This window comes from Rathayibacter sp. SD072 (genome assembly GCF_017355185.1).
Classification (GTDB): domain Bacteria; phylum Actinomycetota; class Actinomycetes; order Actinomycetales; family Microbacteriaceae; genus Rathayibacter.
This window is the reverse complement of sequence record NZ_JADILJ010000010.1, coordinates 37,100-53,756: the sequence shown is the minus strand read 5'-3', so window position 1 is coordinate 53,756 and position 16,657 is coordinate 37,100. Positions and strand designations below refer to the sequence as shown.

Genomic DNA, 16,657 nt, shown 5'->3' with positions numbered 1-16,657 from the left:
GGACCGTGCAGAGGATCACAGACCGGCTCGTCTCCTGGGCGAGCATCCTCGACGAGGGCGCACTCGCCCAGGCGCTCACCGCCTCCGCGATGCCGTTCGTCTTCCCTCACCTGGCGCTCATGCCTGACGCCCACCTGGGTCGCGGCGCGACAGTGGGGTCCGTCATCCCGACCCTCGGCGCGATCATCCCCGCGGCGGTCGGAGTGGACATCGGCTGCGGGATGATCGCCGTGCGCACGGGGTTCGTCCGCGACGACCTGGCCGGCCCCGACCTCGCCGCCCTGCGCGAGCGGATCGAGCGCGCCGTGCCGCTGTCGGCGGGAGCCGCCAACCGGAGGATCGCCGAGACCGCCGCACCGCGGATCGCCGAGCTCGAGGCGCTCGCCGCCGCGGCGGGCTTCGACCCTGCGCGGTACGCGACGCGGTGGGCGGTGCAGCTGGGCTCGCTCGGCAGCGGCAACCACTTCATCGAGGTGAGCCGCGACGAGAGCGGAGCGGTGTGGCTGTTCCTGCACTCGGGCTCGAGAGGAGTCGGCAACCGGATCGCGAGCGAGCACATCCGGATCGCCCGCGAATCCTGCGCGCGACGGCGGATCGCCCTGCCCGACCCGGACCTCGCCCACCTCGAGGAGGGCACGGAGGAGTTCGCCCGGTACATCGCCGAGCTCCGCTGGGCGCAGTCCTACGCCCTGCTCAACCGTGAGGAGATGATGGACCGCGTCGTCCGGCAGCTCTCGGAGTGGATCGGCTCCGAAGTCGACGAGCTCGAGCGGATCAACTGCCACCACAACTTCACCGAGCGGGAGCACCACTTCGGTCGCGACGTCTGGGTGAGCAGGAAGGGCGCGATCCAGGCCGACGCGGGGCGCCCTGGCCTCATCCCCGGCTCCATGGGCACGGCGTCATACGTGGTCGTCGGACGCGGCGACGCGATGTCGCTCGACTCGTCGCCGCACGGGGCCGGCCGCGAGTACTCGCGCTCGGCGGCACGCCGGACCTTCACGCGCGAGCAGCTGCGCGAGGCGATGGCCGGGATCGAGTACCGCGACACCGACGCGTTCCTCGACGAGATCCCGGCGGCCTACAAGCCGATCGACCGGGTGATGGCCGATGCCGCCGACCTGGTCGAGGTGCGGCACACGCTGCGCCAGCTGGTGAACGTGAAGGGCGACTGAGCGGAGCGGGCCGTCCGGGGAGTCCCGGCCGGCCCGTCGTGTCAGCGGATCGTCTTGCGCGCCGTGATCTGCCCGGTGTCGAAGCCCAGCAGGTGCAGGCCGCCGTGGAAGCGGGCGTGCTCCACCTTGATGCAGCGGTCCATCACCACCGTCAGGCCCTTCGACTCGCCGTACTCGGCCGCCTCCTGGTTCCAGATGCCCAGCTGCACCCAGACGGTCGGGGCGCCGATCGCGACGACGTCGTCGATTACCGAGGGAATGTCGCTCGCCTTGCGGAAGACGTCGACGATGTCGGGCACGACGGGGAGGTCGGCGAGGCTCTTGTAGACCGGCTGCCCGAGGATCTCGGTGGCGTTGGGGTTCACGAAGAACAGCTCGTAGTCGCTCGACTGCTTCAGGTACGTCGAGACGAAGTACGACGAGCGCGCCGGGTTCGGTGACGCGCCGACGATCGCCACGGTCTTCGCGCGGCGGAGGATGTCGAGGCGCTGCTTCGCGTCGGGCCCCACCCAGGTGCGCTGCGAGCGCAGCATCTTCGCCAGGGGCGAGTTGGTCGGGACGGAGCAGCTCAGCCCGTTGGACAGCTGGACGACGGTATCGGTCTCGCTCATCGGTTCAGACCTCCACGGTGGGGGAGAGGAGGGTGGCCGAGGCGTCCTCCGGGAGCTCGCTCGGCGCGTCCGGCGTGCCGTGCTTCTCGACGGCCGCGGTGAGCGCCTGGTCGAGGTCGTAGATGATGTCGTCGGCGTCCTCGATGCCGACCGAGAGGCGCACGAGGCCGGGCAGGACGCCCGCGTCGAGCAGCTGCTGCTCGGTGAGCTGGGCGTGCGTCGTGGAGGCGGGGTGGATCACCAGGGTCTTCGCATCGCCGATGTTGGCGAGGTGGCTGGCCAGGTCGACCGACTCGATGAAGGTCTGGCCGACCGCGCGGCCGCCCTTCACGACGAAGCTGAACACCGAGCCCGGCCCCTTCGGCAGGTACTTCTGCGCGCGCTCGTGGTGCGGGTGCGCGGGCAGGCCCGCCCAGTAGACCGCCTCGATGCGCGGGTCGGCGTCGAGCCACTCGGCGACGCGGCGCGCGTTGTCGACGTGGGCCTGGATCCGGTACGGCAGCGTCTCGACGCCCTGGGCGAGGAGGAACGCCGAATGCGGGGCGAGCACCGGCCCGATGTCGCGCAGCTGCTCGGCGCGCAGCCGGGTGAGGAACCCGTACTCGCCGAAGTTGCCGTCCCACGAGAGGTCGCCGTACGAGGCGACGGAGTCGTGCAGCAGCGGGAACTTCTCGTGCGAGTAGTGGAAGCGCCCCGACTCGACGACGACGCCGCCGAGCGTGGTGCCGTGTCCGCCGAGGAACTTGGTCGCCGAGTGGATGACGATGTCGGCACCCCACTCGATCGGGCGCACCAGGTAGGGCGTGGCGACGGTCGAGTCGATGACGAGCGGGATGCCGGCCGCGTGCGCGACGGCGGCGAGGCCCTCGATGTCGGCGATCTCACCGGACGGGTTCGCGATGGTCTCGGCGTAGAGGACCCTGGTCTTCTCGGTGATCGCCGCCGCGTAGTCGGCCGGATCGCTCGACTGCACGAAGGTCGTCTCGACGCCGAAGCGGCGCAGGGTGACGTCGAGCTGCGTGATGGACCCGCCGTAGAGGTTGGCGGAGGAGACGACGTGGTCGCCCGAGCCGACCAGCGCCGCGAAGACGATGAACTGCGCCGAGAGGCCGGACGCCGTCGCGACGGCGCCGAGGCCGCCCTCGAGGCTCGCGACGCGCTCCTCGAACGAGGCGACGGTGGGGTTGGAGAGGCGCGAGTAGACGTTGCCGTACTTCTGTAGCGCGAAGCGCGCCGCGGCGTCCGCCGTGTCGTCGAAGACGAACGCGCTGGTCTGGTAGATCGGCAGCGCGCGCGCACCGGTCACCGGGTCGGGGATGTTGCCCGCGTGGATTGCACGCGTCTTGAAGCCGTACTCGCGATCTGCCATGCGATCGACGTTACCCGCGTCCTCCGACACCACGGCGCGCAGGGTGTCGCAGTCCGTAACAGTCGGTGCGTCAGGTGGTCGCGTGCACGGCGGCCAGCGCCATCGCGGCGATCGCGAACCACGAGCCGAGCGCCACGACGAGGGCGCGCCAGCCGGTCGTCACGAGGGCCCGGAGCCGCACACCGGTTCCCAGCGCGAAGAGCGCCGCGGCGAGCAGCCAGGTCTGCGCGACGGCCGCGGCCTCGAGCAGGCCCTCCGGCAGGGGCGCCCAGGTGCGCAGGAGCATCGCCGCGAGGAACCCGACCACGAACAGCGGCACGATCGCGGGGCGCGGTCCGGTGCCCGATCCGCTCCTGCGCGTGACGGCCGCGGCGACCGCGACCATCGGGGCGAGCAGCACGACGCGGGTCAGCTTGACGACCACCGCGATCGCGAGGGCCGAGGCGCCCGCGATCTGGGCCGTCGCGACGACCTGGCCGACGTCGTGCACCGACGCGCCGACCCAGTGCCCGAACTGATCGGCCGAGAGGCCCAGCGGATGCTGCAGTGCCGGCAGCACGGCGATCGCGAGCGTGCCGCAGAGGGTCACCAGCGCGACCGGCACGGCCTGCTCCGACTCCTTCGCCCGGGTCGCCCCGGCCATCGCGCCGATCGCGGAGGCGCCGCAGATCGAGAAGCCCGCGGCGAGCAGGAGCGGCTCCCGCCCCGGCAGGCCCACCGCGCGGCCCAGGGCCCAGGTCAGCGCGAAGGTCGCGAGCACGATGCCCACGACCACGAGGATCGCCGCCCAGCCCAGCGCTGCGATGTCGACGAGCGAGAGCGTCAGCCCCAGCAGCACGATGCCGGTGCGCATCAGCGAGCGGGACGAGAACTTCAGACCCGGCGAGAGCGCACCGCTGAGGGCCGGACGCGCGGCAGGCACCTGCGCCACGAGGATCCCGAGCGCGACGGCGGCCGTCAGCATCGGCACCGCCGGCACCAGAGCGTGCACGAGTGCGGCGAGGACCGCCGCGGCCGTGCAGACCGCGACTCCGGGACCGAGACGCCCGATCAGACCCACGACGGGAGCCACATGTGCGCCTGCCAGAAGGCGAACGAGGTCTGCTGCCCGGTCCAGAGGGGGTAGAAGAAGGCGGTGAGCGCGGCGGCGAGCGCGACGAACACCAGCACGATCACGAGGCCGCGGGTCCGCTTCGGCCGCGCGTCCTGCGGCGAGCCCATCACGATCCCCGCCGTCATCGCGAGCGCGAGCATCATGTAGGGCTGGAAGACGACGCAGTAGAACTGGAAGACCGTGCGGTCCAGGTAGAGCATCCACGGCAGGTACCCCGCGACGATCCCCATCAGCACGAAGCCCGCGCGCCACTCCCGGTACCGCGCGAGGCGGTAGAGCAGGTACAGCAGCGCGGCCACTCCGGCGTACCAGATCAGCGGATTGGCGACCGAGGTGATCGCCTCGTCGCAGCGGACCGCCGTGCAGCCGTCGACGCCCTGTGCCTGGTCGACGAAGTACATGCTGGTCGGCCTCGTCATCAGCAGCCAGGTCAGCGGGTTCGCCTCGTACGGGTGCGTGGCGCGCAGATTGATCGAGTAGTCGTACATCTGCACGTGGTAGTGCCAGAGGCTCTGCGCCCAGTCGGGGACCCAGGCCAGAGCACCCGTCCAGGCGTTGCCGGGGGCCTCCGTCGCCCACTGCCTGGCCCAGCCGCCGGAGGTGCGGAGCCAGCCGGTCCAGGTGAGGAGGTAGGCGGCGAGTGCGATCGGCACGACGAGGAGGAACGTCACCGGTCCCTGCTTGAGCACCGCTCCGCTGCCCCAGAAGGGCACGCCCGCGCGGCGGCGCATCAGCGCGTCGACCACGACGAGGTACACGCCGTAGGCGGCGAGGAAGTAGATCCCCGTCCACTTCACGCCCGCGGCGAGGCCGAAGACGACGCCCGCGACCAGGAGCCACGGCCGCCACCAGAGCACGGGGCCCCAGCTCGGGAGGGCCCCCGCGGCGACCTTCTCGGCGAGCCGCAGCTCCGCCCAGCGGCGGTCCAGCAGCACGGCCGCCACTCCGCACAGCGCGACGAACATCAGGATCCCGTCGAGCAGCGACACGCGGGACATCACGATCGCGTGGCCGTCGAGGGCGAGGAGGAGGCCCGCGAGGGAGGCGATCAGCGTCGAGCGGAAGAGCATCCTCCCGATCGCTATGACGAGCGCGACCGCGAGGATCCCGACGACCGCGGTCGCGACGCGCCAGCCGACGCTGTCGTCGGCTCCGAACGCGCCCATGCCGAGCCCGATGATCCACTTGCCCAGCGGCGGGTGCACCACGAAGGAGGGGGCGCCGGTGAAGGTGTCGACGTCGCCCGCCGCGAAGCCCGGGTCGGGGTCCTCGGGCCAGGCGCCCTCGAAGCCGAGGTTCCAGAGGGTCCAGGCGTCCTTGACGTAGAAGGTCTCGTCGAACACGAGCGAGCGGGGGTGGCCGAGGTTCCACAGCCGCAGCACGGCGGCGAGCACGACCACGGCGATCGGCAGCCCGAGATCCCACAGCCGTCGCCGGAGCGGGGTGAGGGTCAGCCGGGTGAAGACGTCGTCGAACCAGGAGCCGCGCGGCACGTCGGGCTGCGGCTCGCGCACCCGGGGTGCGGCGGCGACGTCCTCCGCGGGCTCGACGGGCACCGACCGGGTCGCTCCGGCGGAGTCGAGGAGCAGGTCGTCGAAGTCGCGCTGCGGTCGGTCCGTCACCCGGCCATGCTAACGGGGCCTCACGGCACCACGACCGCCCGTCCGCGCACCTTCCCGTCGTGCAGTCGGCGGTACGCCTCCGGTGCCTCGTCGAGGGAGTAGCGCTCGGTGTGCACGCGCACGAGTCCGGCGCGCGCCAGGTCCAGCACCTCCATCAGCTCGGTCCGCGATCCCCAGTAGGGCGCGCGCACCGAGGCCCCGTACGGCGTGGAGAAGAAGCCGGTCGGGAGCACGCCGCCGCCGATGCCCACGATCTGCACCGCTCCATCGGCCGCGACCACCTGGCGGGCGATCTCGAGCGTCGGCTCCGCGCCCACGAAGTCGAGGACCACCTCGGCTCCCTCCCCGTCGGTCAGCTCGCGGATCCGGGCGACGACGCCCTCGTCGTCCGAGCGCAGCGTCTCGTCGGCGCCCACCTCGCGGGCGAGGGCCAGCTTCTCGTCCGAGAGGTCGAGCACGATCACGCGGACCGGCGAGATCGCCTTGAGGATCTGGATCCCGATGTGGCCGAGTCCGCCGCTCCCGATCACGACCGCGGACGCTCCCGGCACGAGCTTCGAGGCGACCGAGCGGATCGCGTGGTACGGAGTCAGGCCGGCGTCGGTCAGCGAGACCGAGTCGACCGGGTCGAGGTCGCCCAGCGGCACCAGGTGCCGGACGTCGTCGATCACGACGTACTCCGCCATGGCGCCGGGCGAGCCCAGACCGGGAGGCGTGATCCCGAGCTCCGCCGCGTGCGGGCAGTAGTTCTCGCGACCGGAGGCGCAGGTGCGGCAGACGCCGCAGCCCCAGGGCCCGTAGACCGCGACGGCGTCGCCCACCTCGACCCCCGTCACGCCCTCGCCGAGCTCGTCGACGACTCCGGCGCCCTCGTGGCCGAGGGTCAGCGGGAGCCCGTAGGTGTACTGGTCCTCGGGGAGGCCCATCAGGAACGAGTCGGAGTGGCAGAGCCCCGCCGCGGTCACCCGGAGCAGGACCTGGCCCGGTCCGGGCACGGGCTTGTCCACCTCGACGACCTCGGGCTCGCTGCCGATCTCGCGGTACTGCACTGCCTTCACGGTTCTCCTTCTCCCTCCCGGGCGCGATCGCCCCGGGACCTCCACCCTCCGCTCTGCTCCTGGAACCCCGCAGGGGGCTTGCGCTGGATCGGGGCTGGGAGACTGGCCGCATGATCATCCTCGCGGGCACGCCCATCGGAAACCTCGGCGACGCCTCCCGGCGGCTCGTGGAGGCGCTCTCGACCGCGCAGCACGTCGCCGCCGAGGACACCCGCGTCACGATCCAGCTGCTGCGGGCGCTCGGCATCGAGAACCGGCCGACCCTCTACGCGCTGCACGACCACAACGAGCGCCAGCGGGCGGCCGAGCTCGTCGAGCTCGCCCGCGAGGAGGACCTGCTCGTGCTCAGCGACGCGGGCATGCCCACCGTGTCCGACCCGGGCTACCACCTCGTCGAGACCGCGGTGGCGGCCGGAGTCGCGGTCACGGCGCTCCCCGGGCCCTCGGCCGTGCTGATGGCGCTCGCCGTCTCGGGACTGCCGACCGACCGGTTCAGCTTCGAGGGCTTCCTGCCGCGCAAGCACGGCGAGCGGGTGTCGACCTTCCGCTCGCTGGTGGACGAGCGCCGCACCATGGTGTTCTTCGAGTCCCCGCACCGCATCGGCGACGCGCTCGCCGACCTCGTCGAGGCGATGGGTCCCGAGCGCCGGGTCGTCGTCTGCCGCGAGCTCACCAAGATGTTCGAGGAGGTGCGCCGGGGCACCGCGGCCGAGCTCGCCGAGTGGGCGGCCGGTGGGCTCCGCGGCGAGATCTGCCTGGTGGTGCAGGGCGCGCCGGAGCGGGCGGCCTCGCAGGAGGGCGCCCTCGCCGATGTCCTCGCGCGGGTCGCCGCCGGGGCGCGGCTCAAGGAGGCGTCCGCCGAGGTCGCCGAGCGCACGGGGCTCTCCCGGCGCGAGCTGTACGAGGCGGCGCTCGCGTCGCGCCGCGGCTGACCGCGTCGTCACACGGGAGGGGCCGGCCCGAGCGGTGAATAGGATGGTCGCCATGTCCGACGGCGCCTCCTTCTATCTCACGACCCCGATCTTCTACGTCAACGACGTCCCCCACATCGGGCACGCGTACACGGAGGTCGCGGCGGACGTGCTGACCCGCTGGCACCGTCAGGCGGGCGACGACACCTGGCTGCTCACCGGCACGGACGAGCACGGCCAGAAGATCCTGCGCACCGCGACCGCCAACGGGACGACTCCCAAGGCGTGGGCCGACCGCCTCGTCGAGACCGCGTGGCAGCCGCTGCTCAGCACGATCGACATCGCCAACGACGACTTCATCCGCACCACGGACGAGCGGCACGAGGTCAACGTGCAGAAGTTCCTGCAGAGGCTCTACGACGCCGGCGCGATCTACACCGGCGAGTACGAGGGCTACTACTGCGTGGGCTGCGAGGAGTACAAGCAGCTCTCGGACCTCGACGAGGGCACCGGCGACTACGAGGGCCAGTACGTCTGCAAGATCCACTCCAAGCCGGTCGAGCTGCTCAGCGAGAAGAACTACTTCTTCAAGATGAGCGAGTACACCGAGCGCCTGCTCGCGCTCTACGAGGAGCGCCCCGACTTCGTGCAGCCCGAGTCGGCCCGCAACGAGGTCGTCAGCTTCGTGCGCCAGGGCCTCGCCGACCTGTCGATCTCGCGCTCGAGCTTCGACTGGGGCGTGAAGGTCCCGTGGGACGACTCGCACGTGGTCTACGTCTGGTTCGACGCGCTGCTCAACTACGTCACCGCCGTCGGCTACGGCCAGGACGACGAGGAGTTCGCCCGCCGCTGGCCGGCGACCCACATCGTCGGCAAGGACATCCTCCGCTTCCACGCGGTGATCTGGCCCGCCATGCTCATGGCCGCCGGGCTCGACGTGCCCAAGCAGGTCTTCGGCCACGGCTGGCTGCTGGTCGGCGGCGAGAAGATGTCGAAGTCGAAGCTCACCGGCATCGCTCCCGAGCAGATCACCGACACCTTCGGCTCCGACGCGTTCCGCTACTACTTCATGCGCGCGATCACGTTCGGCCAGGACGGCTCGTTCTCGTGGGAGGACCTCTCGGCGCGCTACCAGGCCGAGCTCGCGAACGGATTCGGCAATCTCGCCTCCCGCGTCATCGCCATGCTCAACCGCTACTACGACGGCGTCGTGCCGGCACCCGCCGAGGCGACCCCGGCGGAGGAGCGCGTCCAGCGCACCGTCGCCGAGGCGGCGTCCACCGCCGACGCGGCGATCGACTCCCTCGCGATCCACGACGCGATCACCGCGGTGTGGACGATCGTCGACGAGCTGAACGGCTACATCACCGAGCAGGAGCCGTGGGCCCTGGCCAAGAACGACGCCGACCGCGAGCGGCTCGGCACCGTCCTCTACACGGCGACGGAGGGCCTGCGCGCCCTGGCCGTGCTGCTCTCGCCGGTCGTGCCCCGCGCGACCGCGAAGCTCTGGACGGCGCTCGGCGTCGAGGAGTCGCTCGGCGCGCTGGCCGCGCAGCGGATCCGCGAGGCCGGGGAGTGGGGCCGCCTGCCCGTCGGCACGACCGTCGGCACCCTCGAGGCCCTCTTCCCGCGCATCGAGGCCCCCGCGAGCTGACCGGCCCTGCTCATTGCTGATCGAGCAGCCCGCTCTGCGGGCGTATCGAGATCCCCGATGTCCGCAGTCGGCGGGTCTCGAGACGCCCCTGCGGGGCTGCTCGACTAGCAAGAGGGGCGCGGGCGTCTCGGGGTCTCCGCCGCCCCGGACGCCGGCCGTCCGGAGCCCTCCCGGTAGCCTGGAGCGCATGAGCGACAGCCAGCACGTCCGTGCCCGCGAGAACACCTCCGGCCGCGACCTGACGTACCCTCCGCTGCCCGAGGCCCTCGTGGTCCCCGTCTACGACAACCACACGCACCTCGAGATCGCCGACGGCCTCGAGCCGCTCGACTACCGCGAGCAGCTCGACCGGGCCTCCACGGTCGGCGTCCGTGGAGTCGTCCAGGTCGGCACCGACGTGGCGACGAGCCGCTGGTCGGCCGAGATGGCCGCTGCCGAGCCGCGCATGCTGGCCGCGGTCGCGATCCACCCCAACGAGGCGCCCGAGCTCGAGGCCCGTGGCGAGCTCGACGACGCCCTCGCGGTGATCGCCGAGCTCGCGACGCAGCCGCGCGTGCGCGCCGTCGGCGAGACCGGGCTCGACTTCTTCCGCACCGGCGAGAGCGGTCGCGGGGCCCAGTTCCGCTCGTTCGAGGAGCACATCCGCATCGCCAAGGAGAACGGGATCGCGCTGCAGATCCACGACCGCGACGCGCACCGCGAGGTCATGGACACGCTCCGCCGTGTCGGCGCCCCCGAGCGCACCGTCTTCCACTGCTTCTCGGGCGACGCCGAGATGGCCCGGATGTGCGCCGAGGAGGGGTGGTACCTCTCCTTCGCGGGCAACGTCACCTTCAAGAACGCCGAGTCGCTGCGCGAGGCGCTGTCGGTCACTCCGCGGCACCTGATCCTCGTCGAGACCGACGCCCCGTTCCTCACTCCGAGCCCGCTGCGCGGCCGCCCGAACGCTCCGTACCTGCTCCCGCACACGCTGCGCGCGATGGCGCTGCACCTCGAGACCGACGTGGGGCACCTCGCCGCGACCATCGCCTCCAACACCGAGCAGGTCTACGGCGAGTGGGGCGGCGAGGTCGGCTCGGAGCCGACGGAGCCCGTGGGGCAGCTGGCATGAGCGGCCGCCACGCGGCGGACGCCGAGGCGCCCGCCGTCCCGCGGCTGCTCGGCCCCGCCGAGATCCGCGACCTCGCGCAGCTGCTGGACGTGACGCCGACCAAGAAGCTCGGTCAGAACTTCGTGCACGACGCCAACACCGTGCGCCGCATCGTCAAGCTCGCGCGCGTGCAGGCGGGCGAGACCGTGGTCGAGATCGGACCCGGCCTCGGCTCGCTGACGCTGGGCCTGCTCGAGGCCGGCGCGCAGGTCGTGGCCGTCGAGATCGACGGGCGGCTCGCCGAGCAGCTCCCGCGCACGGTCGAGCTGATGGCGCCCGGCGCCGACCTGCACGTGGTGCACGCCGACGCGATGCGCGTGCTCGAGCTGCCGGGCGATCCCGTCCGTCTCGTGGCGAACCTCCCGTACAACATCTCGGTGCCGGTGCTGCTGCACTTCCTCGAGCACTTCCCGAGCATCCGCTCCGGAGTGGTCATGGTGCAGTCCGAGGTCGGCCTCCGGCTCGCCGCGGGCCCGGGCTCCAAGGTCTACGGCGGCCCCAGCGTGAAGGCCGCCTGGTTCGGCTCGTTCGCGACCGGCGGCACCGTCTCGCGGCAGATCTTCTGGCCCGTCCCCAACGTCGACAGCGTGCTCGTGGCGTTCGAGCGCGGCGAGGAGCCGGGCGACGAGACCCTGCGCCGGGCCGTCTTCGCGGTCGTCGACGCGGCCTTCGCCCAGCGGAGGAAGATGCTGCGCCAGTCGCTCGCCCCGCTCTTCGGCGACAGCGCCTCGGCGATCGCCGCCCTCGAATCGGCGGGCGTCCCGCAGACTGCTCGCGGCGAGGAGCTGACCGTCGACTCCTTCGTCGCGCTGGGCCGCACGCTCGATCCCGCTCGCGTGCCGACCCGCGGCGGCACCGTGCCGGACCCGGTCGAGGAGGACCCCGGGACGGACCCGTCCGACGGGCACGAGGGCCCCTCCGCCACCCTGTAGCTTGGAGGCATGGCTGCTCGCGCGACGTCGACCGTGGTCCACGCGCGGGCACCGGGCAAGATCAACGTCTTCCTCAAGGTGGGGGCCGTCCGCGAGGACGGCTACCACGAGCTCGCGACCGCGTTCCAGTCGCTCTCGCTCTACGAGGACGTGCGCGCCAGCGCCGCCGACGACTTCTCGGTCGCCTTCTCGGGCTCGATCGACACGAGCGGCCTCGCGGTCGACGGCAGCAACCTCGCCGTCAAGGCCGCGAGAGCGCTCGCACGAGCGACGGGCCACCGCGGAGGCGTGCACCTCGAGATCGAGAAGAACGTCCCGATCGCGGGCGGCATGGGCGGCGGATCGGCCGACGCGGCCGCGACGCTCCTCGCCTGCGACGCGCTGTGGGGCACGGCCTGCACGCGGGAGCAGCTCCTCGGCATCGCCGCGAGCCTCGGCGCCGACGTGCCCTTCGCCTTCACGGGGGGCACGGCGATCGGAGTGGGCCGCGGCGACGAGCTGAGCCCCGCGCTCGCGAAGGGCCGCTTCGAGTGGGTGCTCGTGCTCTCGGAGCAGGGGCTCTCGACTCCGGAGGTCTACAGCGAGCTCGACCGCCACCGCGAGCGGCACCTGCACGACTTCCGCCCCATCTCGGCCTCGCCGAGCGTCGACCCCAATGTGCTGCAGGCGCTGAGGGCGGGCGACGCGGCGATGCTCGCCGACGCGATGCACAACGACCTCCAGGCTCCGGCGCTGCATCTGCAGCCGGGTCTGGCACGGATCCTGGAGCGCGGCGAGGAGAGCGGGGCCCTCGGCGGGCTCGTCTCGGGCTCGGGACCCACCGTCGCCTTCCTCGCGGCGGACGCGGATGCGGCGCTCGAGCTGCAGCTGGAGCTGACGACCGCGCGCTACAAGGCCCTCCGCGTGACCGGCCCCGTGCACGGAGCGAGACTCCTCTCGATCTGAGCGGGCCCCAGCCCGCACCCCGCGCAGTGGCTTAGAGTGCGGCTCATGCCCCCCAGAAGAGCCGCACTGCTCGCGATCCTCACGGGGATCGTCTCCGCCGTCGTCGCCCTCGCGAGCGCCGAGCTCGTGGCCGTGTTCACGGGCGCCGGAGGCGGTCCGCTCGTCGCGGTCGGGGGTTTCGTCATCGACATCGTGCCGCCCGGCGTGAAGGACACGGTGATCGCGCTGTTCGGCACGGGCGACAAGATCGTGCTGCTCGCCTCGCTCGCGTTCGCGGTCGCGCTGCTCGCGGTCGCGGCGGGTCTGCTGGAGTTCCGCCGCCCGCCGCTGGGCGCGCTGCTCCTCGTGGTCGTCGCCGGTCTCGGCGCCCTCGCCGCGGTCACACGGGAGGGTGCGACCGGACTTTCGGCCGCTCCGAGCATCGCGGGCATGGTCGCCGGCGCGCTGGTGCTCCGGACCGCCTCGGCCCGGCTGCGCGCCTGGGACGAGGAGCCCGCGCAGGGTGGGACCGACCGGCGGTCCTTCCTCCGCCTCGTGGGCATCGCCGGAGCCGCCGCCGTCGTGGTGGGCGTCGGCGCCCGCCTGGCCACCGCCGCCTCCGCGGCCGTCACCGCCGTCCGCGAGGCCGTGGTGCTGCCGAGGGCCGCGGCCGCCGCCCCGCCCGTCCCGGCCGCCGCCGTCCTCGACGACGTCGAGGGCGTCAGCTCGTTCGTCACCCCGAACGCCGAGTTCTACCGCATCGACACGGCCCTGTCGGTCCCCTCCGTCGACCCCGCCGACTGGTCGCTCCGGATCCACGGCATGGTCGAGGAGGAGATCGTGCTCACCTGGGACGAGCTGCTCGCCCTGCCGCTCGAGGAGCACCTGGTGACCCTGTCGTGCGTCTCGAACGAGGTGGGCGGCGATCTGATCGGCACCGCGCTGTGGCTCGGCTACCCGATCCGCGAGCTGCTCGCCCGCGCACGGCCGACCGTCGGCGCCGACATGGTCCTCTCGCGCAGCATCGACGGCTTCACCGCCTCGAGCCCGCTCGAGGTGCTGGCCGACGAGAACCGGGCGAGCATCCTCGCCGTCGGGATGAACGGCGAGCCCCTGCCCGTCGAGCACGGCTTCCCGGTGCGGATGGTCGTGCCCGGGCTCTACGGCTACGTCTCCGCGACCAAGTGGGTCACCGAGCTGAAGGTGACGACGTTCGCCGACGACGTGGCCTACTGGTCGACGCGCGGCTGGACGGAGCGCGGCCCGATCAAGGTCGAGTCGCGGATCGACGTGCCGCGCCAGGGTCAGGCGGTCGCCGCGGGCACGGTCGCGGTCGCCGGAGTCGCGTGGGCTCCGCACACCGGCATCTCGAAGGTCGAGGTGCAGGTCGACGGGGGAGTGTGGCAGAGCGCTCGCCTGGCCGAGGCGGTCACCGCCGACACGTGGATCCAGTGGGTCTACGAGTGGGAGGCCCTGCCCGGCGATCACGTACTGCTCGTGCGGGCCACCGACTCCGAGGGGCTCACCCAGACCTCGGACGAGGCGCCGCCGGCTCCCGACGGAGCCACCGGCTGGCACCTCAGGACGATCACCGTCGCCTAGCGGTCGGCCGGGCCGCTCCGGAGCCCCGTAAAATCGATCCCTATGGCACATCTCCTGGGCGCTGAGGCGCTGCGACTCGAGTACCCCACGCGGGTCATCTTCGACGACGTCTCGCTCGGCATCGAGGAGGGCGACCGCATCGGCATCGTCGGCCGCAACGGCGACGGCAAGTCGACCCTCCTGCGCCTGCTCGCGCAGCGCATCGAACCGGATGCGGGACGCGTCACGCACCGCCGCGGCGTCACGCTCGGCATGCTCGACCAGGCCGACACGGTCGACGAGGAGCTCACGGTCGCCCAGGCGGTCGTCGGCGGGCTCGAGGAGCACGAGTGGGCGGGCGACGCGCGCACCCGCGACGTGATCGCCGGTCTCCTGCGCGACGTTCCGTGGGACGGAGTCGTCGGCTCGCTCTCGGGAGGCCAGCGCCGCCGAGTCGCCCTCGCGAAGCTCCTCGTCGGCGACTGGGACGTGGTCTTCCTCGACGAGCCCACCAACCACCTCGACGTCGAGGGCATCGCCTGGCTCGCCGAGCACCTCAAGCGCCGCTGGGCCACGGCCTCCGGCGGCCTCGCCGTCGTGACCCACGACCGCTGGTTCCTCGACGAGATCTGCACCGCCACGTGGGAGGTGCACGACCGCATCGTCGAGCCCTTCGAGGGTGGCTACGCGGCCTACATCCTGCAGCGCGTCGAGCGCGACCGCATGGCCTCCACCATGGAGGCCAAGCGCCAGAACCTGATGAAGAAGGAGCTCGCGTGGCTGCGCCGCGGAGCCCCCGCGCGCACTGCGAAGCCCAAGTTCCGCATCGATGCGGCGAACCAGCTGATCGAGGACGAGCCGCCCGTGCGCGACTCCGTCTCGCTGTCGCAGCTCGCGGTCTCGCGACTGGGCAAGGACGTCGTCGACCTGCTGGACGTGACCGTGCGCTACGGCGAGCGGACGGTGCTCAACCGCATCGAGTGGCGGATCGCGCCCGGCGAGCGCACCGGCATCCTCGGCGTGAACGGCGCGGGCAAGTCGACCCTCCTGGGCCTGGTGGCCGGCAGCGTCGAGCCCACGAGCGGGAAGGTGAAGCGCGGCACCACGGTGCGCGTCGCGATCCTCGACCAGCAGCTGCGCGAGCTCACGGAGGTGCAGGACCAGCCCGTCCGCGAGATCATCGCGCAGCAGCGCACCAGCTACTCCATCGGCGGCAAGGACATGACGCCGGGGCAGCTGCTCGAGCGCCTCGGCTTCTCGAGCGCGCAGCTGTCGACGCCGGTGAAGGACCTCTCGGGAGGTCAGCGCCGGCGCCTCCAGCTCCTGCTGATCCTGCTGAGCGAGCCGAACGTGCTGATCCTCGACGAGCCGACCAACGACCTCGACACCGACATGCTCGCCGCGATCGAGGACCTGCTCGACTCCTGGCCGGGCACGCTGCTCGTCGTCTCGCACGACCGGTACCTGCTCGAGCGGGTCACCGATCAGCAGTACGCCGTGCTCGAGGGGGCGTTCCGCCATCTGCCCGGAGGCGTGGAGCAGTACCTGGAGCTGCGCCGCGCGCTCAAGAAGGCGGGGCCCGCGGCCCTGTCCTCGTCCGCCTCCGCGGCACCCTCGGGACTCGGCGGCGCCGAGCGGCGCACCGCCGAGAAGGAGGTGTCGGCGATCGACCGGCGCCTGCACAAGCTGACCCAGCTGGCGAAGACGGTGCACGAGAAGATGGCGACCCACGACCAGGACGACTACGACGGCATCCTGGCGCTCAACGCGACGCTCCGGGGCTACGAGGACGAGACCGCCGAACTCGAGCTGCGCTGGCTGGAGCTCTCGGAGCAGCTGGAGGGCTGAGCCGGGGCGGGCCCGTCCTCAGCCGAAGTCGAGCGAGAGCTTGCGGAGCAGCTGCGCCAGCCGCTCCTGCTGCGCGTGCGTCAGCGCGCCCAGCAGCTCCTGCTCGGCGTCGACCAGCCGGGTGATCGCGGCGTCCACGCGCGCGAGCCCGGACGGCGTCATCTGGACGAGGACGCCGCGTCCGTCGTTGGGGTCGTCGAGGCGCTCGACCAGCTCGCGCTCGACGAGGCGGTCGATGCGGTTGGTCATGGTGCCGCTGGTGACCATGGTCGCCTGCAGCAGCTGCTTGGGGGAGAGGCGGTAGGGGGCGCCGGCGCGGCGCAGCGCCGACAGCACGTCGAACTCCCACGTCTCGAGCTCCGAGCGGCCGAAGGCGATGCCGCGGGCGCGCTCGAGCTGCTTGGCCAGCCGCCGCATGCGGGAGAAGACCTGCAGCGGCGTGAAGTCCAGATCGGGTCGTTCCCTCACCCAGGCGTCGACGATGCCGTCGACCTCGTCGTTCGCGCTCACCCCTCCATTGTGGCGGGTGCGGGCCGCGAGGGTCCGCCCCGGGAGTCGTGAACGGGCGGCTCCGGAGTTCTATGGGGGTCCCGGCCGGATGGCAGGATGGACGACGCGCGCGAGCGCGGTCCGCCATGGTGTAACGGCAGCACGGCAGCCTTTGGAGCTGTCCGGTCCAGGTTCGAATCCTGGTGGCGGAGCGGGGAA

The 16,657-nt window shown here is 72.2% G+C and carries 14 protein-coding genes and 1 tRNA gene; 9 read left to right on the top strand and 6 right to left on the bottom strand.

The window, feature by feature from the left end; genetic code table 11:
* Positions 1-5: 5 nt before the first annotated feature.
* Positions 6-1,175 (top strand): RtcB family protein, encoded by a 1,170-nt coding sequence (locus IOC53_RS06170; protein WP_207403481.1) that lies wholly within the window; start codon positions 6-8, stop codon positions 1,173-1,175.
* Positions 1,176-1,216: 41 nt separating this feature from the next.
* On the opposite strand, the gene IOC53_RS06165 is transcribed toward IOC53_RS06170, so the two are convergent.
* The 5 genes from IOC53_RS06165 to IOC53_RS06145 all read right to left on the bottom strand — a co-directional run bounded on the left by IOC53_RS06165 (position 1,217) and on the right by IOC53_RS06145 (position 6,949).
* Positions 1,217-1,786 (bottom strand): CoA-binding protein, encoded by a 570-nt coding sequence (locus tag IOC53_RS06165; RefSeq protein ID WP_207403480.1) that lies wholly within the window; start codon positions 1,784-1,786, stop codon positions 1,217-1,219.
* Between the two features lie 4 nt (positions 1,787-1,790).
* Positions 1,791-3,155 (bottom strand): O-acetylhomoserine aminocarboxypropyltransferase/cysteine synthase family protein, encoded by a 1,365-nt coding sequence (locus tag IOC53_RS06160; protein ID WP_207403479.1) that lies wholly within the window; start codon positions 3,153-3,155, stop codon positions 1,791-1,793.
* 70 nt (positions 3,156-3,225) lie between these two features.
* Positions 3,226-4,227 (bottom strand): YeiH family protein, encoded by a 1,002-nt coding sequence (locus IOC53_RS06155; protein ID WP_207403478.1) that lies wholly within the window; start codon positions 4,225-4,227, stop codon positions 3,226-3,228.
* Positions 4,206-5,891 (bottom strand): phospholipid carrier-dependent glycosyltransferase, encoded by a 1,686-nt coding sequence (locus IOC53_RS06150; RefSeq protein WP_307786084.1) that lies wholly within the window; start codon positions 5,889-5,891, stop codon positions 4,206-4,208. Before IOC53_RS06150 ends, IOC53_RS06155 begins: the two co-directional genes overlap by 22 nt.
* A 20-nt stretch (positions 5,892-5,911) precedes the next feature.
* Positions 5,912-6,949, bottom strand: a complete 1,038-nt coding sequence (locus IOC53_RS06145; protein WP_207403477.1) for an NAD(P)-dependent alcohol dehydrogenase — start codon at positions 6,947-6,949, stop codon at positions 5,912-5,914.
* Positions 6,950-7,059: 110 nt separating this feature from the next.
* Here IOC53_RS06145 and rsmI point away from each other — a divergent pair, with 110 nt between their 5' ends.
* The 7 genes from rsmI (at position 7,060) to IOC53_RS06110 (ending at position 15,949) form a co-directional block, all read left to right on the top strand.
* Positions 7,060-7,881 (top strand): 16S rRNA (cytidine(1402)-2'-O)-methyltransferase, encoded by an 822-nt coding sequence (gene rsmI / locus IOC53_RS06140; protein ID WP_207403476.1) that lies wholly within the window; start codon positions 7,060-7,062, stop codon positions 7,879-7,881.
* Between the two features lie 52 nt (positions 7,882-7,933).
* Entirely contained in the window at positions 7,934-9,514 is a 1,581-nt protein-coding gene (metG, locus tag IOC53_RS06135; protein ID WP_207403475.1) for a methionine--tRNA ligase, read from the top strand.
* Between the two features lie 187 nt (positions 9,515-9,701).
* Positions 9,702-10,625, top strand: a complete 924-nt coding sequence (locus IOC53_RS06130) for a TatD family hydrolase (RefSeq protein WP_207403474.1) — start codon at positions 9,702-9,704, stop codon at positions 10,623-10,625.
* Complete coding sequence (gene rsmA / locus IOC53_RS06125) at positions 10,622-11,596, top strand: 16S rRNA (adenine(1518)-N(6)/adenine(1519)-N(6))-dimethyltransferase RsmA (protein WP_207403473.1); 975 nt, start codon at positions 10,622-10,624, stop codon at positions 11,594-11,596. The genes IOC53_RS06130 and rsmA overlap by 4 nt, the downstream gene beginning before the upstream one ends.
* A 9-nt stretch (positions 11,597-11,605) precedes the next feature.
* The gene (locus IOC53_RS06120) at positions 11,606-12,541 is read left to right on the top strand and encodes a 4-(cytidine 5'-diphospho)-2-C-methyl-D-erythritol kinase (RefSeq protein WP_207403472.1); all 936 of its coding nucleotides are present in this window, start codon (positions 11,606-11,608) and stop codon (positions 12,539-12,541) included.
* Between the two features lie 45 nt (positions 12,542-12,586).
* The gene (locus IOC53_RS06115; protein ID WP_207403471.1) at positions 12,587-14,122 is read left to right on the top strand and encodes a molybdopterin-dependent oxidoreductase; all 1,536 of its coding nucleotides are present in this window, start codon (positions 12,587-12,589) and stop codon (positions 14,120-14,122) included.
* 42 nt (positions 14,123-14,164) lie between these two features.
* Complete coding sequence (locus tag IOC53_RS06110) at positions 14,165-15,949, top strand: ABC-F family ATP-binding cassette domain-containing protein (protein WP_207403470.1); 1,785 nt, start codon at positions 14,165-14,167, stop codon at positions 15,947-15,949.
* 18 nt (positions 15,950-15,967) lie between these two features.
* Here the strand turns inward: IOC53_RS06110 and IOC53_RS06105 are convergent, their stop codons facing one another.
* A complete protein-coding gene (locus IOC53_RS06105) occupies positions 15,968-16,459 on the bottom strand; it encodes a MarR family winged helix-turn-helix transcriptional regulator (RefSeq protein ID WP_251945203.1) in 492 nt (163 codons plus the stop codon).
* A 119-nt stretch (positions 16,460-16,578) separates the two neighbouring features.
* On the opposite strand from IOC53_RS06105, the gene IOC53_RS06100 reads away from it, so the two are divergent.
* A tRNA-Gln gene (locus IOC53_RS06100) sits at positions 16,579-16,650 on the top strand.
* Positions 16,651-16,657: the final 7 nt, after the last annotated feature.

Excerpts from the sequence above, each read along its gene's own strand:
- IOC53_RS06165 (WP_207403480.1), bottom strand. The coding sequence starts at position 1,786 with ATGAGCGAGACCGATACCGTCGTCCAGCTGTCCAACGGGCTGAGCTGC.
- IOC53_RS06160 (WP_207403479.1), bottom strand. The coding sequence starts at position 3,155 with ATGGCAGATCGCGAGTACGGCTTCAAGACGCGTGCAATCCACGCGGGC.
- rsmI (WP_207403476.1), top strand. The coding sequence starts at position 7,060 with ATGATCATCCTCGCGGGCACGCCCATCGGAAACCTCGGCGACGCCTCC.
- metG (WP_207403475.1), top strand. The coding sequence starts at position 7,934 with ATGTCCGACGGCGCCTCCTTCTATCTCACGACCCCGATCTTCTACGTC.
- IOC53_RS06130 (WP_207403474.1), top strand. The coding sequence starts at position 9,702 with ATGAGCGACAGCCAGCACGTCCGTGCCCGCGAGAACACCTCCGGCCGC.
- rsmA (WP_207403473.1), top strand. The coding sequence starts at position 10,622 with ATGAGCGGCCGCCACGCGGCGGACGCCGAGGCGCCCGCCGTCCCGCGG.
- IOC53_RS06120 (WP_207403472.1), top strand. The coding sequence starts at position 11,606 with ATGGCTGCTCGCGCGACGTCGACCGTGGTCCACGCGCGGGCACCGGGC.
- IOC53_RS06115 (WP_207403471.1), top strand. The coding sequence starts at position 12,587 with ATGCCCCCCAGAAGAGCCGCACTGCTCGCGATCCTCACGGGGATCGTC.
- IOC53_RS06110 (WP_207403470.1), top strand. The coding sequence starts at position 14,165 with ATGGCACATCTCCTGGGCGCTGAGGCGCTGCGACTCGAGTACCCCACG.